Source organism: Streptomyces sp. NPDC005070, assembly GCF_053600395.1.
The window spans coordinates 1-17,001 of record NZ_JBSFZS010000049.1; the positions used below are offsets into that span (position 1 = coordinate 1).

Annotated in this window: 10 protein-coding genes; 8 read left to right on the plus strand and 2 right to left on the minus strand. The window is 70.1% G+C overall.

Features of this window, described 5'->3' with window-relative positions; translation table 11 throughout:
* Nucleotides 1-171 precede the first annotated feature (171 nt).
* The 8 genes from ACWEBX_RS18505 to ACWEBX_RS18540 all read left to right on the plus strand — a co-directional run bounded on the left by ACWEBX_RS18505 (nt 172) and on the right by ACWEBX_RS18540 (nt 13,786).
* A complete protein-coding gene (locus tag ACWEBX_RS18505; protein WP_451885894.1) occupies nt 172-6,603 on the plus strand; it encodes an RHS repeat-associated core domain-containing protein in 6,432 nt (2,143 codons plus the stop codon).
* Nucleotides 6,600-7,007, plus strand: coding sequence for a hypothetical protein (locus tag ACWEBX_RS18510; protein ID WP_451885895.1), 408 nt, complete (start codon nt 6,600-6,602; stop codon nt 7,005-7,007). The genes ACWEBX_RS18505 and ACWEBX_RS18510 overlap by 4 nt, the downstream gene beginning before the upstream one ends.
* Nucleotides 7,008-7,328: 321 nt before the next feature.
* Nucleotides 7,329-8,171, plus strand: coding sequence for a M24 family metallopeptidase (locus tag ACWEBX_RS18515; RefSeq protein WP_451885896.1), 843 nt, complete (start codon nt 7,329-7,331; stop codon nt 8,169-8,171).
* Nucleotides 8,168-9,937, plus strand: coding sequence for an SDR family oxidoreductase (locus ACWEBX_RS18520; protein WP_451885897.1), 1,770 nt, complete (start codon nt 8,168-8,170; stop codon nt 9,935-9,937). Before ACWEBX_RS18515 ends, ACWEBX_RS18520 begins: the two co-directional genes overlap by 4 nt.
* Before the next feature lie 82 nt (nt 9,938-10,019).
* A complete protein-coding gene (locus tag ACWEBX_RS18525; RefSeq protein WP_451885898.1) occupies nt 10,020-10,964 on the plus strand; it encodes a MerR family transcriptional regulator in 945 nt (314 codons plus the stop codon).
* 177 nt (nt 10,965-11,141) lie between these two features.
* On the plus strand, nt 11,142-11,690 hold the full coding sequence (locus ACWEBX_RS18530; protein WP_451885899.1) for an RNA 2'-phosphotransferase: 549 nt from the start codon (nt 11,142-11,144) through the stop codon (nt 11,688-11,690).
* 161 nt (nt 11,691-11,851) lie between these two features.
* Nucleotides 11,852-12,754, plus strand: a complete 903-nt coding sequence (locus tag ACWEBX_RS18535) for an LLM class flavin-dependent oxidoreductase (protein ID WP_451885900.1) — start codon at nt 11,852-11,854, stop codon at nt 12,752-12,754.
* A 144-nt stretch (nt 12,755-12,898) separates the two neighbouring features.
* Nucleotides 12,899-13,786, plus strand: a complete 888-nt coding sequence (locus tag ACWEBX_RS18540) for a Cof-type HAD-IIB family hydrolase (RefSeq protein WP_451885901.1) — start codon at nt 12,899-12,901, stop codon at nt 13,784-13,786.
* A gap of 150 nt (nt 13,787-13,936) precedes the next feature.
* Here the strand turns inward: ACWEBX_RS18540 and ACWEBX_RS18545 are convergent, their stop codons facing one another.
* Both ACWEBX_RS18545 and ACWEBX_RS18550 read right to left on the minus strand, forming a co-directional pair.
* Entirely contained in the window at nt 13,937-14,980 is a 1,044-nt protein-coding gene (locus ACWEBX_RS18545; RefSeq protein WP_451885902.1) for a peptidoglycan DD-metalloendopeptidase family protein, read from the minus strand.
* A gap of 169 nt (nt 14,981-15,149) precedes the next feature.
* Complete coding sequence (locus tag ACWEBX_RS18550) at nt 15,150-16,868, minus strand: GAF domain-containing sensor histidine kinase (protein WP_451885903.1); 1,719 nt, start codon at nt 16,866-16,868, stop codon at nt 15,150-15,152.
* Between the last annotated feature and the right edge of the window lie 133 nt (nt 16,869-17,001).

Here is a 17,001-nt window from a genome sequence, read left to right on the forward strand (position 1 = left end):
CTCCTGCTCGTCGACGCGGACGACTCGGTCACGAACGGCGGCACGGTCACGAACGGCGGCCTCGGGCCGGCCGCCGTACGCGGCCGGCCCGATCCGGTCCGACCACTGCACTCCGCCGTGAGCGGTCCCTCGCTGCCCGCACGGCACTCAACGGAAGGAAGACGGAGCAGAATGAAAACCAGAGCACGTCTGAGAACGGGCAGACCATGGCACCGGGTGGCCCTGGTCACGGCCGCCGCGCTGACCGCGACGCTGTTACAGACATCGGGAGTACCCGCCGTCGCCGGGGGCTGGCACAAGCCCGCGCTGCCGCGGGCGGAGTCACCGACCGCCGTTGTCCCGGCGGGCAAGATACGCCCTCGGAAGGTGACGAAGGGGCCTCGCACGCCCGCGAAGGCACCGGCCACCACGTGGCCGAAGGCGGCTGCGGCGGCGGTCACGCTGCGGCAGGAGACGACCCGGGTCAAAGGGCTGCCGCTCACCGTGGACACGCGGGTCAAGCGGTCCGCGGACGCGGCCGGCGGCACCTACACCGTCGGCATGCTGTCCCGCGGAGCGGCACGGAAGGCGGGGGTCGACGGGCCGCTCTTCACGCTGACTCCCCGCCAGGGCGTCGCGCCGCACGGCGGCAGGATACGCGCCGGCCTGGACTACTCCTCGTTCGCGGGCCTGTACGGCGGCGGTTACGCGTCCCGGCTGACCCTGGTCCGGCTACCTGCGTGTTCGCTGACGACACCGGAGAAGAAGCAGTGCCGTGCGACCCAGCCGGTGAAGACCGTCAACGACACCGAGAAGCAGACGCTGACCGCTTCGTCGGTAGCGATCAGCGCGAGCTCGGCGACCGTACTGGCGGCCACCACTTCGGCCGGCGGCGCGAATGGCGACTACAAGGCCACGTCCCTGGCCGCCTCCTCGACCTGGAGCACGGACCAGAGCAGCGGCTCGTTCGCCTGGTCGTACGACATGCCGGTGCCGCAGGTGCCTGGAGGGCTCGGCCCACAGGTCGGGCTGTCGTACTCCTCCGGTGGTGTCGACGGCCGGACGGGAAACACCAACAACCAGGCGTCGTGGGTCGGTGACGGCTTCGATCTGTCGCCCGGATTCATCGAGCGCAGCTACAAGCCGTGCTCGGACGACGGCGCCACCAACGCGGACGGGAACAAGCCCGGCGACCAGTGCTGGGCGTACGACAACGCCACCCTGTCGCTGAACGGTTCGGGCGGCGAGCTGGTGCCCAACGGCACCAACTCGTGGAAGCTGCAGAACGACGACGGCACGAAGATCGACCGGATCTACGGCTCCTCGTCCGACGTGCGCTCCAACGGCGCCCGCAACGACGAGTACTGGCGGGTGACGACCCCCGACGGCACGCAGTACTTCTTCGGCTACAACCGGCTGCCGAGCTGGGCGAGCGGCAACGAGACCACCGATTCGACGTGGACGGAGCCGGTCTTCGGCAACAACTCCGGTGAGCCCTGCAATGCCTCGACCTTCGCCGCGTCCTGGTGCCAGCAGGGCTGGCGCTGGAACCTGGACTACGTCGTGAACCCGCGAGGCAACGCGGTCGCGTACTACTACGACAAAGAGAACAACTCCTACGGCCGCAACCTCACCGCCGCCGACGACACCCCGTACGTGCGCGGCGGGACGCTGGACCGGATCGAGTACGGGCTGAAGTCCACGGCCATGTACTCGGCCAAGGCCCTGGCCAAGGTCAACTTCACCAACAGCGAACGGTGCATTCCCGACAGCCAGACCACCTGCTCGTCCATCTCCACGGACTCCCAGTACTGGTACGACACCCCCTGGGACCTGAACTGCGACGCGGGCACCGACTGCGACAAGGGCCGGAACTCCCCGGCGTTCTTCACCCGCAAGCGGCTGACCGGCGTCACCACCCAAGCACTGGTGTCCGGCTCCTACAGCAACGTCGACAGCTGGAAGCTCACCCACCGGTGGGGCATGGCCGACACCGACTATCAACTGCTGCTGGACTCCATCCAGCACACCGGCTACGACGCCACGACCTCGATCACCCTGCCGAAGGTCACCTTCGCCTACACCCAGCTCGCCAACCGGCTCGACAAGATCGGCGACGGCTACGCCCCGTACATCAAGTCCCGGCTGTCCAGCGTCGCCGACGAGTCAGGCGGCCAGATCGACGTCGGCTACTCGGCGCCGGTCTGTGACGCCGCCTCGCTGCCCACGCCGCAGAGCAACACCACACGCTGCTTCCCGCAGTACATCGGCGGCAGTACGACCGACGACCCGGATCTGCAGTGGTTCAACAAATACGTGGTCGACACGGTCACCTCGACCGACCGTACCGGCGGCTCGCCCGACCAGGTCACCTCGTACGACTACCTCGACGGTGCCGCCTGGCACTACGACGATGACGACGGGATGACCAAGGAGAAGTCCAAGACCTGGTCGCAGTGGCGCGGATACGGCCACGTGCGGGTGCGCACCGGAGGCCAGGGCGGCGCCACGGCCATGAAGACGCAGGCCGACACGTACTTCCTGCGCGGCATGGACGGCGACCGCAAAAGCTCCTCCGGCGACACCAAGAGCGTCTCGGTCACCCTCGATCCGGGTGAGGGCGATCCGATCACCGACCACGAATCGCAGGCCGGGTTCGCGTACAAGACCGTCACGTACTCCGGCCCCGGCGGCCAGGTGCTCTCCAAGTCGGTGAGTCGGCCCTGGTACCAGCAGACCGCGAAGAAGGTCCGCACCTGGGGTACCGTCACCGCCAACCTCACCGGCTCCGCCTCCACCAAGTCGTGGACCTCGCTGGACGACGGCGCAGGCGCCAAGTGGCGGACCACATCGGGGTCCGACACCCACGACACGACCACCGGTCTGGTCACCCAGAGCGAGGATCTGGGCGACACGACGACCGCCAAGGACGACCAGTGCGTCCGCACCACCTATGTTCCCGGCAGCGTTCCTCTGGACGCTCCCGTCCGGGTCGAGACGGTCGCCAAGGCGTGCGACGCCACCACCAGCCGCCCGGCCGACGTCATCTCCGACGTCCGCACCGCCTACGACGGCGGGGCCTACGGCGCCGCGGCGACGAAGGGCGACCCGACCAGGACCGCGAAACTCAAGGCGTACAGCGGTTCCACCGCGGCCTACCTGGAGTCCACCTCCACCTATGACGGCTACGGCCGGGCGCTGACCACCACGGACCTGACCGCCGATGTCACGGTCACCTCCGCGGGCACGCTCACCAGGACCGCCCGCAGCGACGGACGGACCACCACCACCGCGTACAACCCGACGACCGGGTTCCCGGCGGGCAGCACGGTGACCACGCCGCCCGCCACCCCCGGGGACAGCACGACCGCGCAGACGTCGACCACCGCCTACGAACCCCTGCGGGGGCTGCCGCTCACGCAGACCGACACCAACGGGAAGGTCATCACCTACGCGTACGACGCGCTGGGCCGCACCGCCAAGCTGTGGCAGGCGGACCGGACCACGAGCCAGACCCCCAGCTACGAGTACGACTACACCATCACCGACAACAAGCCGGTCGTGGTGGCCACCAAGACCATCGGCAACTCCGGTGCGCAGGACACCACCTACGCCCTCTACGACGGCTTCCTGCGCCCCCGGCAGACACAGGCCCCCGGCCCGAACGGCGGGACGCTGCTGGCGGACACCTTCTACGACGAACGCGGCCTGACCGCGAAGGAGTTCGCCCCCTACTACATCACGGCCGCGCCCTCGACCACGCTCCTGAAGCCCGTGGACGCGCTGAGCGTGGAGACCCAGAACCGCTACACCCATGACGGTCTGGGCCGGACCACCGAACTGCGGCAGATCGCCGGCAACGGCGACGGCGGAGCGGTCCTCGGTGTCACGAAGACCATCTACGGCGGCGACCGCACCACGGTCATCCCTCCGGTGGGCGGCACGGCACAGACCACCCTCACCGACGCACGCGGCAACACCACCGAACTGCGCCTGCTGCACGCCCGTGCCGCCGACGCCGCTTACGACACCACCTCCTACGACTACAGCTCACGCGGTGAACTGACCAAGGTCACCGACCCGGTCGGCAACGCCTGGACCTGGACGTACGACCTGATGGCCCGGCTCACCGACACCACGGACCCCGACAAGGGCGCCGGCCACCTGGACTACGACGACCGCTCCCAGCTGACCAGCAGCAAGGACGCCCGTGGCACGGTCCTCGCCTACGTCAACGACGGTCTGGGCCGCAAGACCGAGCTGCACGAGAATTCGACGTCCGGCACCCTGCGCGCCAAGTGGGTCTACGACACCGTCAGCGGCGCCAAGGGCCGGCTCGCGTCCAGCTCGCGCTACAGCGGCGGTCAGGAGTACAAGTCGAGCGTCGTCGCCTACGACCGGCTGTACCGGCCGTTGCGCACCTCGGTGACGATCCCGTCGGCCGAGGGCGCGCTGCAGGGCACCTACCTGTCGACGACCACATACAACGCGTCGGGCACGGTGCAGGGCGTCGGCTACCCCAAGGCCGGTGACCTGGCCGCCGACACCGTCACCTACACCTACGAGGACGGCACCCTGCGGCCCGTCAAGGTCAGCGGCCCGCTGAACCTGACCGCGACCACCGCCTACAGCTTCACGGGCAAGCCGCAGCAGTACCAGATGGCCGCGAACGGCGGCAAGGCGGTGCTGGAGACCAACACCTACGAATGGGGCACCCAGCGGCTGGCCACCTCACGGGTGGACCGCCAGGACGTCGCGGGTGTGGATCAGTACAACACCTACTCCTACGACGAGGCGGGCAACGTCCTGTCCGTCTCCGACACCTCCCGCTCCGGCACCGACGACCAGTGCTTCGGCTACGACTACCTGGGCCGGATGACCGAGGCCTGGGCCCAGTCGTCCGTCGGCTGTGCCGCCGCACCCAGCACCGACGTGCTGGGCGGCCCCGCCCCGTACTGGACCTCCTACACCTACGACAAGGTCGGCAACCGGCTCACCGAGAACCAGCACGGCACGACGGCCGGCGCCTCGGACACCAAGCGGGACTACCACTACCCCGACCCGGGCGCGGTCCGGCCGCACACGCTGGGCTCGGTGGACACCACCGCGGGGACGGTGAAGTCCACCGACACCTTCACCTATGACGTCGCGGGCAACACCCACACCCGCCTGCTGGGCAACGGCACCTCACAGACCCTTGACTGGGACGCCGAGGGCCATCTCGCCAAGGTCACCCAGCCGGTGGAGGGCGGCAGCGACAAGGTCACCGACTACCTGTACGACGCCGACGGCAGCCGCCTGATCGGCCGCACCCCGACCGAGACCACCCTCTACCTCGGCGCCACCGAGATCACCCTGGCGAAGAACGCCACCACCACCAAGGGCACCCGCTACTTCGACGTCGGCGGCGGCCACCAGGCCGTCCAGGCCAACGACGGAACCATCTCCTTCACCCTGGCCGACCACCACGGCACCGCCCAGCTGTCCGTCAACGCCACCACCCAGGCACAGACCCAGCGCCGCACCCTGCCGTTCGGCGGGCCGCGCGGCACCGTGCCGACCAGCTGGACCGGCACCAAGGGCTTCGTCGGCGGCACCACCGACACCGCGACCGGCCTCACCCATCTCGGGGCACGCGAATACGACTCCGCCACGGGCCGCTTCCTGTCGGTCGACCCGGTCTTCACGGCCACCGACCCGCAGCAGATGCACGGCTACGCCTACTCCGACAACAACCCGCTGACGTTCTCCGACCCGGCGGGCACGGAGATCGGTTCCAAGCCCAACTCCTGCCAGTACGACGTCAAGTACTGCAGCAAGCACCAGCAGCAGGAAGTCGGCTACGACGCGAAGACCGGCACGTCCGACTACCACCGGGGCAACATCTACAAGCGCTCCCAGGCGGCGAAGAGGACCTGGGTGGCGGTGAACACCCCGGTCACGAACGACCTCAACACTCTGGCGGACAACTTCTGGTCCCCCAGAAGTGTCGGCGAGGGCACCGAAGGCGATTTCTGGTTCAACCCGGCCCACGAGAACACCCATTTCAACGGCAGCGCCTGCTTCGGGCGCGAGGGATGCAATCAGGCCTACCTCTACGTGCTGCATGGCGGCAAGAGCGTCAAGAAGGCCAAGGAGATCGCGGCCACCTACTGCGTCTACAACGCCGACGAATGCAGCAGCAAGGCAAGGGCCGTCGCACGCGGCAACATGATCGAAGACGCCATCGGCACAGCCCTGCTGGGGTATCTGGGCGGTGCCGCCGGATCCGCGGAGGGCGAAGCCGCCGGATCCGCAGAAGGCCAAGCCGCTGAATCAGGCGCCGGCGGCGCGGTGCGCAAGGGTGCCATCCCCGATCAGGTCCCCCGTGATTACTATGACGAAATCGCCTTGCGCGATGCGAAGCATGGTGCGGGAGAGGTGATCATCCGAGATCTTGGCGACGCTCCCAGGCTCGAGGCAAACTACGGCCCGGGTGAGTGGGTGAAGATGGAGTCCACGTTGAATGACGCCAAGGGAAAGACCATCCGAAACGTTCACTGGTTCAGGAATCTCGACACCGGGATGAATGTCGAGTTCAAGTTCAAGCGCGACTTTCCTCAGATGGAGTCAAACGTAAGATGAAGGTACAGGCAATCAGCAATTCGGGAGGGCAACTACCCCTGCCCACGCTTGACTCCAGATGGGGATTGACCAGAGAAAAAATGTTCCCGCTTTCCATCGGAAAGGAGTACGCCGTCTATGCGATCACCGCAGTAAAGGACGTGTTCTGGTACTACCTTCTCGATGAGCGGGACCTCCCCCATCCCGTCTGGTACCCGAGTCCGCTGTTTCGAGTGTCGGATGGATCGCTGCCGGCCCACTGGGTCGTGAACTACACCGCCAACGCCACAACGCAGGATCGCGTCGGAAGTTCGCTGATCAGCTTCAAGGAATGGGCGAATGATCCATCTTTCTACGAGAGATTGGTCGAGGGCGAGGCGAGCGCTGTCGCCGCTTTCCGGAACGAACGGAATATTTCTGCCTGACGGTCGTCCATAGCGACGGACAGGAGCATTCCAGAATCATTTCACGGGCCCCGCCGGGCATTTACCGGCGGGGCCTGTGTGGGTCTTGGCGGCAACAGTTGACGGCAGCTTCGATGGATGGGCGGGGCTGGAGCCGGTGGAGGTCCCGGCCCGGAGGGGTCACCCTCAGGTGCGGCTACCGGGAGCCGGCCATCCACGTCCGACGGGTTGTCCACAGGTCGCCCGCAGCCCTATTGACGCAGCCTCTAACAACTGTCACATTCGCCAGTGTCACGTTACGGGCACGTATCGCAGTCGGTGCGGACAGGGTGGGGCGGTGGCATGACGACGGCAGTGGCAGGCGAAGTCTCCGCGGAGCTGCGGGGGTTCAGAGAGGTGCAGCGCCTCGCGTACGAGTGCGCGGAGGCGGTCGCGGCACAGCTGAGGCCCGGCGTCACCGAGCGGGAGGCGGCGCGCATGCAGCGGGTGTGGCTGCGTGAGCGCGGGGTGCGGGACTGGTTCCATCTGCCGTTCGCCTGGTTCGGTGACCGCACGGCCTTCGCCGGCTTCCGGATCCCGCTGCAGTTCTTCCCCACCGGCCGCCGGCTGGAGCCCGGGATGCCGTTCATCCTCGACATGGCGCCGGTGCACAAGGGCTTCACCGCGGACATCGGCTACTCGGGCTCGCTGGGTCCGAACCCCCTGCAGGACAGGCTGCTCGCCGACCTGGAGGCGCACCGCGAGCTGATCCTGCGCGAGGTGCGCGAGCGGCGGTCGCTGCGGGAGATCTACGAGGACGTGGACCGGCTGATGGTGCGGCAGGGCCACGCCAACCGGCATCGGGCGTATCCGTTCGGCGTGATCGCGCACAAGGTGGACCGGGTGCGGGAGCGGCCCTGGTCGCCGCGCCTGTTCGGGTTCGGGGTCCAGTCCCTGAAGGGGCTGGCGGGCGACGCGCTGCGCGGGCACCGGGAGGGCTGGTCCCCGCTGTGGTCGCCGTACACGTTTTCCGACCACCCGCCCCGCCCGGGGCTGTGGGCGGTCGAACCGCATCTCGGATTCCGGGGTACGGGCGCGAAGTTCGAGGAGCTCCTGGTCGTCACGGACTCCCGGGACCCCGAGCAGAGCGCGTTCTGGCTCGACGACGATCTGCCGCACGTGCGGCGCTGGGCGGAGGACAAGTGAGTCTCGTGGGCGCGCGCGAGCGCCGGGTACGGACGGGCGGGGTCGAGCTGTGTGTCGCCGAGCTGGGTGACACCGGACAGCCGACCGTGGTGCTCGTACACGGCTATCCGGACTCCAAGGAGGTGTGGTCCGAGGTCGCCGAGCGGCTCGCCGACCGCTTCCATGTCGTGCTGTACGACGTGCGGGGGCACGGCCGGTCGACAGCGCCGCGACCCCTGCGCGGCGGGTTCACGCTGGAGAAGCTGACCGATGACTTCCTGGCGGTGATCGACGCGGTCAGCCCCGGCGAGCCGGTGCATCTCGTGGGCCACGACTGGGGTTCGGTGCAGTCGTGGGAGTTCGTCACGGTCGCCCGCACGGAGGGCCGGATCGCGTCCTTCACCTCGATGTCCGGTCCGTCCCTGGACCACTTCGGCCACTGGATCAAGCGGCGGATGCGGCGGCCCACCCCGCGAAGGATCGGCCAGCTCCTCGGCCAGGGCGCCAAGTCCTGGTACGTGTACATGCTGCACACGCCGGTGCTGCCCGAGCTGGCCTGGCGCGGTCCCCTGGGCCGGCGGTGGCCGAAGATCCTCCAGCGGATGGAGAAGGTGCCCGCGGGCGACTACCCGACCGCGTCGCTGCCTTCCGATGCGGCGCACGGCGCGTGGCTCTACCGCGACAACGTACGGTCCCGGCTCGGCCGCCCCCGCGACGACGCGTACGCGCACGCGCCCGTGCAGCTCATCACGCCCCTGGGGGACGCCTTCCTCTCCGAGCGGCTCTACGACGAACTGGAGAAGTGGGCCCCCGACCCGGTGCGCCGCACGCTCCCGGCCAAGCACTGGGTCCCGCGGACCAGGCCCGACCAACTGGCCGCCTGGATATCCGAGTTCGTGACGGTCCACGAGGGTCGCGCGGCCGGGGTGCCCGCGCCCGGGCCGGTGGCCTCCGGCCGGTACGCGGACCGGTTCGGCGGGCAGCTCGTGCTGGTCACCGGCGCCGGCAGCGGTATCGGGCGGGCCACCGCGTTCGCGTTCGCCGAGGCGGGTGCCCGGGTGGTGGCCGTCGACCGGGACGCCGAGGCCGCGGCCCGCACGGCGGAGATGGCCCGGCTGATCGGCTCGCCGTCGGCCTGGCCGGAGACGGCCGACGTCAGCGACGAGCAGGCCATGGAGAAACTCGCCGACAAGGTCGCCGCCGAGTACGGCGTGGTGGACGTGCTGGTGAACAACGCCGGTATCGGACTCTCCGGTTCGTTCTTCGACACCACGGCGGAGGACTGGAGGAAGGTCCTCGACGTCAATCTGTGGGGGGTGATCCACGGCTGCCGGCTCTTCGGGAAACAGATGGCCGAGCGCGGGCAGGGCGGACACATCGTCAACATCGCGTCGGCGGCGGCGTACCAGCCCTCGAAGGCGCTGCCCGCCTACAGCACCTCCAAGGCGGCCGTGCTGATGCTCAGCGAGTGTCTGCGCGCGGAGCTGGCCGGGAAGGACATCGGGGTCTCGGCGGTCTGCCCCGGCTTCGTCAACACGAACATCACCGCGACCGCGCGTTTCGCCGGGGTCGACGCGGCCGAGGAGAAGCGGCGCCAGAAGAAGTCCGCGCGGCTCTACGGACTGCGCAACTACCCGCCGGAGAAGGTCGCCGACGCGATCCTGCGCGCGGTCGTCCGCGACGAGGCGGTGGTTCCGGTCACCCCGGAGGCGCGCGGCGCCCATCTCCTGCACCGCTTCGCTCCCCGGACGCTGCGCGCGATCGCCCGCATGGAGCCACCCTTGTGAGCGGGCGGCCCGCCGTCTACGGCAGCAACGATCGGGCGGGCGGCCGCTTCTCGGGGCCGGGAGGGCGGGGAGGGCGGGAGAGATGAGCGACGAGCCGGGCGGTGTCGCGTACCGCATCGAGGACCTGGCGCACCGCAGTGGCGCCACGGTCCGGACGATCCGCGCCTATCAGGACCGCGGACTGCTGCCCCGCCCGGAGCGGCGCGGGCGTGCCAACGTGTACGCGGACGCCCATCTGGCGCGGCTGCGGCAGATCGCCGACCTCCTGGACCGCGGCTACACACTCGCCTCGATCAAGGAGCTGCTGGAGGCCTGGGACGCGGGCCGGGGACTGGGCGGGATACTCGGCCTGGTCGCGGAGGTCCACGGACCGTGGACCGACGAGGAGGCCGCCCGGATCTCCCGGACCGAGCTGGTGGAGCGGTTCGGCGGCCGTCCCGACGACGCGGCGGTGGCGGAGGCCGTGGAGCTGGGCGTGCTGGAGCCCGTTCCGGGCGACGAGGACACCTTCCTCGTCCCGAGCCCTCAAGAACTGTCCGCGGCGGTCGAGTTGCATCGGGCGGGCGTTCCCTTGTCCGCGATCACTTGTCATCTGCGGGAGTTGAGGGGGCAGGTCGAGCACATCGCCTCCCGTTTCCTGGAGTTCACGACGGAGCACGTCTTCGCGCGCTATCTGGGAGAGCATCCGCCGAATGACGCGGAAGCGACCGAGGCGGCCTCGCTCGTACGACGGCTGCGGCCGCTCGCACAGCAGACCGTGGACGCCGAACTGGCCAGGGCCATGCGGCTGTTCGCGACGCGTCACCTGAGCCGGCACCTCGCGGCGGGACCGTTGCCGGTGGAGCCGGAACGCGCGCGTCGGGTGGAGGTGGCCGCCGGGACAATGCGGGCCGTGGAGCGTCTGGTTGGCGTCGAACAGGCGGCGGCGTTCGTGACGGCCGCCGCCGAACGTGAGCTGCAGGCACGGACCTTGGACCGGCTGACGGCAAACGGCCCTCTCTCCACAGTTGTTGGCGAAACGCCTTAAATCACACGCACGTTGTCCACAGATTCGTCAATTCACCTGTGGATAACGTCACTTGGTTGTGGATCAAACCTCCGAGCCCAAAATCAAATGCGTGATCCGCCTCTCTCCAGGCACGCTGGGAGGATGAAAGAACATGAGCAGGCGGATGATCGGACGGAAAGACAGGCCGATGAACCGATGGACGAGAAACGCACCGTGAAGGTGTCGAAGTACCTCTCGAAGCATCTGCGGCACCAGCCCGAGCGCATCGGGCTCACCCTCGGCGAGGGCGGCTGGGTCGAGATCGACACGCTGATCTCCGCGGCCACCACGCACGGCTTCCGGCTCACCCGCGACGAGCTCGATCATGTGGTGGCCACCAACGACAAGCGGCGCTTCGCCGTCGAGGGGACCCGGATCCGGGCCAGCCAGGGCCACTCCGTCGAGATCGACCTCGGGCTGCCCCCGGCGACCCCGCCGGCGTACCTCTTCCACGGGACCGTGGCCCGCAGCCTGGACGCGATCCGCGCCGAGGGCCTGCGACCCATGAACCGGCACGACGTGCACCTCTCGCCGGACCGGGAGACGGCCACCCGCGTCGGCGCCCGCCGCGGCCGACCGGTCGTCCTCTCCGTGGACGCCGGCGCCATGCACCGTGACGGCCATGTCTTCCGGGTCAGCGCCAACGGAGTCTGGCTCACCGAGGCCGTGCCTCCGCGCTATCTGCGGTTTCCCGGCCCGCACTGATCGCGGACGCCATCCGAACCGGTCCCGGTCCCGGTCCTACCCGATCTCGGGGTGCCGGCCCGCGCTGATCCCGGGCGCCGGTCCGTGCCGACCCCGGACGCCGGGCCACCCGTCGGACCGCCCTGCGGCGACCGTGCCCCGGATCCGTCTACGCTCGAGGCATGAGTCTGCGTCTGAGCACCGTGATCCTGCCGTACGTCCGCTGGCACGAGGGCGGGCGTTCCGCATGGCAGCGCGCGGAGCAGCTCGGCTTCCACACCGCGTTCACCTACGACCACCTCTCCTGGCGGACCTTCCGCGACGGCCCCTGGTTCGGGGCGGTGCCGACCCTGACCGCCGCGGCCGCCGTCACCGACCGGCTGCGCCTCGGCACGCTCGTGACCTCGCCGAACTTCCGCCACCCGGTGACCCTCGCCAAGGATCTGATCTCCCTCGACGACGTCTCCGACGGCCGGATCACGCTGGGCATCGGCGCCGGCGGCACCGGTTTCGACGCCACCGCGCTCGGACAGGACCCGTGGACCCCGCGGGAGCGCGCCGACCGCTTCGCCGAGTTCGTGCCCCTGCTCGACCGGCTCCTCACCGAGGACTCCGTCTCCTACGACGGCACCTTCTACTCGGCGGACGAGGCCCGCAACATCCCCGGCTGCGTCCAGCGCCCCCGGCTGCCGTTCGCCGTGGCCGCCACCGGCCCGCGCGGGCTGAAGCTCGCCGCCCGGCACGGGCAGGCGTGGGTGACGACCGGCGACCCGAAGCTGTACGAGACGGGCACCCCAGAACAGTCGGTTCAGGCCATTCGCGGACAGATCGGCAAGCTCGCCGACGCGTGCGCCGAGATCGGCAGGGACGTGGCGGAGCTCGACAAGATCCTGCTCACCGGCTTCACCCCCGACCGGGGCCGTCCCCTGGAGTCCCTCGACGCGTTCGTCGACTTCGCGGGCCGGCACGCCGAACTGGGCGTCACCGACATCGTGATCCACTGGCCGATCCCCGACTCCGACTTCGCCGCCGACCCGAAGGTCTTCGAGCGGATCGCCATGGAAGCGGTGGCCCAGCTCCGCTGAACCCGGCCGTCACACCCCGTGGTCCGGCCGGCTCCACAGCAGGGTGGGGCGCGGGCACGGGTGGGGCGGGGGTGAGACGAGGTGAGCCGGCGTGAGAACGGTAACCACTCAAGTGTGCGGACCGCCGCACGACCGTGCGCATATATGCGGGAGACTGAGCACGTGACCTCAGCGACTCGCCGGCCCGAGACCCCGGCCTCCACCGTCCCGCCCCGGCTGATCGCCACGGACCTCGACGGCACCTTGTTGCGCGACGACAAATCGGTGTCCGACCGCACGATCGCCGCCCTCGCCGCCGCCGAGCAGGCCGGCATCGAGGTCTTCTTCGTCACCGGCCGCCCGGCCCGCTGGATGGACGTCGTCAGCGACCACGTCCACGGGCACGGCCTGGCCATCGTCGGCAACGGCGCGGCCGTGGTCGACCTGCACGGCGGCCCCGGCACCCATCGCTTCGTCAAGATCCGCGAGCTGACGCCCGACATCGCGCTGGACGTCGTCCAGATCCTGCGGACCGCCGCACCAGGCACGGTGTGCGCCGTCGAGCGGACGTACGGCCTCCATCTCGAACCGGGCTACCCCCTGATGCACATGGAGCCCCCGGAGATCGTCCTGCCCGCCGAGAAGCTCCTCGCCGAGGACGCGCTGGACGCCGATCAGCCGGTGCTCAAGGTGCTCGCGTTCCACCCGGAGATGGACCCGGACGAGTTCCTCGCCGTCGCCCGCCCCGCCATCGGAGACCGGGCGAACGTGACCCGGTCGAGCCCCAGCGCCCTGCTGGAGATCAGCGGTCCCGGCATCTCCAAGGCCAGCACCCTCGCGCTGTGCTGCGCCGAACGGGGCATCGCGCCCGAGGAGGTCGTCGCCTTCGGCGACATGCCGAACGACGTCGAGATGCTCACCTGGGCCGGCCGGTCGTACGCCATGGGCAACGCCCACCCCGCCGTGATCGCCGCCGCCTCCGGGCGCACGGTCGCGAACAACGAGGACGGGGTGGCCGTCGTGATCGAGCGGATCCTGGCGGACGGCGCGTAACCCTTGGCGGCCGACGCCGAGGTCCTCCGGCATCCGTGTGTGCCCTCCACCGGTACGGCCGGGCCCCTCGGGCGGCCGCGCTCGGGCCTCCGCCGGTCCGGCGGAGGGCCTCCGGCATCCGTGCCGGAAGCCTCGACGGGGGCCGACGCCCTAGACGACGACCCCGTGTTCCGCCAGCCAAGGGACCGGGTCGATCGCCGATCCCATCTCCGGCGTCACCCGCACCTCGAAGTGCAGATGCGGACCGGTCGAGTTGCCGCTCGTGCCCGACTGGCCGATCCACTCCCCGGTCGAGACCCGCTGCCCCTGGTCGACGGCGACCGACGCGAGATGCGCGTACTGCGTGTAGTACCCCTCGGGGTGCTCGACCACGACCTCGATGCCGAACGCGCCGCCGCAGGACACCTTCACCACCCGGCCGGCCCCGACCGCCCGCACCGGGGTGCCGATGGGCACCGCGAAGTCCTGCCCGGTGTGCCGGTGCGCCCAGTGCTCTCCTCCGCTGCCGAATCCCGCGGAGAGTTCGTACGTCTCCACGGGCGCGACCCACGCGCTCGTGAACGCCGCCGGCGGCTGGTCGAGACGGACCGCCCCGCGGCAGGAGCCTGCCGCCACGGAGGCGTCCGCCCGGCTCTGCAACGCCGACCGCGCCTCGTCGAGCTTGGCATCGATGGTCCGCTTGACCGCGGCGAGTTCCCCGGTCCGTTTCTCCAGCGCCTGCCACTCGGAGCGGGCCTTCCCCTCGTCCGCCGCGAGCCGGACCTCGGCACGCCGGCTCTTCGCGACGGCGCCGGCGACGGCCAGATCGGCCCGCCGCACGGCGTGCTGACCACGCATCAGGCCGTCTGGGTCCTTCGCGAACAGGATCTGCGCCGTGTACGGCAGCCCGCCGCCCTGCCGGTACTGGGCACGCACGATACGGCCCAGGTCCTCGTGGAGTACCGCGATCTCCTGCCGCTCCTGGACGAGACGGCGCTCGGCCTGCTCCGCCCGGCCGCGCTGTGCCTCGGCATCCTGACGCCCCGCCTCGTACTGTCCCGTCGCGACCGAGGCGTCCTCGTACAGCCGCGCCACCTGGGCGCTGATGTCGAGGTCCACGCCGTCGCCGTCGGCCGTCGCCGGCCGGGCCGCGAGAATCACGAGAGCGGACAACAGGGCCGGGACGAGAAGGGGATGGCGGCGAGATGAGCGCATGACAGCGATCGTGGCCCGCGCCCGCGGGCCCGGCCCGTTCAAGGCGTACACCTGGGGGACAGGACGTCACGAATGGCCCAGCGGTCGGACCTGACGGCTCCTCAGTGGTCCGGCCGAGCGACTCCCGTCGGCGGTGCCGTTCGCGAACGGGTCACCCGCACAAGGGGCTTCAGTACGGCACCTGCCACACCACCGTCGTACCGCCAGCGCCCTCGCCGATCCCCGGCCCGTACCAACTCGCGCCGCCCAGCGACTCGGCACGCCGCTTGAGGTTCTTCAGGCCGCTTCGCCTGCCGCCCTCGGGAATGCCGACCCCGTCGTCCGCGACGGCGAGGCGGACACCGGGCCTCCCGTCCGGCAGCAGGACGTCCGCGTCGACGGAGACCTCGATCCGGGAGGCCCCCGCGTGCCGGAAGGCGTTGGAGAGGGCTTCGCGCAGCGCGGCGATGAGGTTCTTGGCGGTGAGTTCGCCGACCTGCGTGTCGACGGGCCCGGTGAAGTGGTGCCCGGGGTGGAATCCGAGAGGGACGGCGGCCATGTTGATCTCGCGCAGGACGCGGGTGCGCAGTCCGGAGGGCGTCTCGGCGGGACCCTGCCGGAGCGCGAAGATCGCGGTGCGGATCTCCTGGATGGTGACGTCGAGTTCGTCGACCGCCTTGCCGACACCCCGCCGTACCTCGGGCACGTTCGACAGGCGCTGCGCGCTCTCCAGCATCACCCCGGTGGCGAACAGCCGCTGGATGACCAGGTCGTGCAGGTCGCGGGCGATCCGGTCGCGGTCCTCGTACACCGCGAGCCGTTCCCGGTCACGCTGGCTCTCGGCCATGATCAGCGCCAGGGCCGCCTGGGAGGCGAACTGCGTGGCGACGGTCCGCTCTGTCTCGGTGAACTGGCGTCCGTCGCGCGGCCTCGGGGTCAGGAGGGCGCCGAGGACCCGGCCGTCGCACTGCAGGGGGAGCATCATGACGGGCCCGTAGGCGTGGGTGAGATCCGTTCGCAGGCGCGAGTCGGCGGACGCGTCCGCCAGGAACACGGTTTTCCCGTCGCGGAGTTCGGCGACCAGTTCGCTCTCCGGCGGAACGACCACACCGAGCGCCGTCGACGGGTGGTCCGCGGCCACCGCAACGACCTCCAGGCCGCCCTCTTCCGCGAGGAGCAGCACGATCCCGGCCGCGGAGCCGGAGAGCCGGCGGGCCTGTTCGGCGACGATCTGCAACGCGTCCTCGGCGTCGCCTCCCGCCAGCAGCGCGGTGGTAACGGCCACCGAGCCGTCGATCCAGCGCTCCCGCTGCTTCGCCGCTTCGTACAGGCGGGCGTTGCCGATGGCGATACCGGCCTCCGTGGCGAGCACCCGGACCATGTGGAGATCGTCGTCGTCGAAGGCGCCGCCACCACGCTTCTCGGTGAGGTACAGGTTTCCGAAGATCTCCCCCTGGACCCGGATCGGTACGCCGAGGAAGCTGCGCATCGGTGGATGGCCGGCCGGGAACCCGCAGGAGCGCGGGTCGTCGGTCAGGTTCGCGAGGCGCACCGGATCGGGGTCGCGGATGAGCGCGCCCAGCAGCCCCTTGTGGCCGTCGGGCCTCCGGCCGATCAGGTGGGTGGTCTCCTCGTCGACGCCGCGCTGGACGAAGTCCGAAAGGCCCTCACCGCTCTCGTCCACGACTCCGATGGCCGCGTACCGCGCGTCCGTGAGTTTGGCGGCCGTCTCGCAGATCCGGCCGAGTTTGGAGTGCAGCTCCAGTCCCGATCCGACCGACCGCACGGCCTCCAACAGCCGGGGGACCCGGGCGTCCGGCTCGCCGGTCAGCCCTCCCGCGGCACGAGCCGCCGGGGCCGCCGCGCCCGTGTCGCCGCCCGGGACGGGGGAGCCCCTCGCCGCTGACATGCCTTGAGCCTAATGAGTCCCTTTTGTCAGGGAAAGTCGGGTGAGTGTCGGGCGGGAGCGGAACTCCGGGCACTCCCCCGGACACCCCCGCTCCCGCCCGCAGCGGACACCGCCCACGATCCGCTCGTGCGGT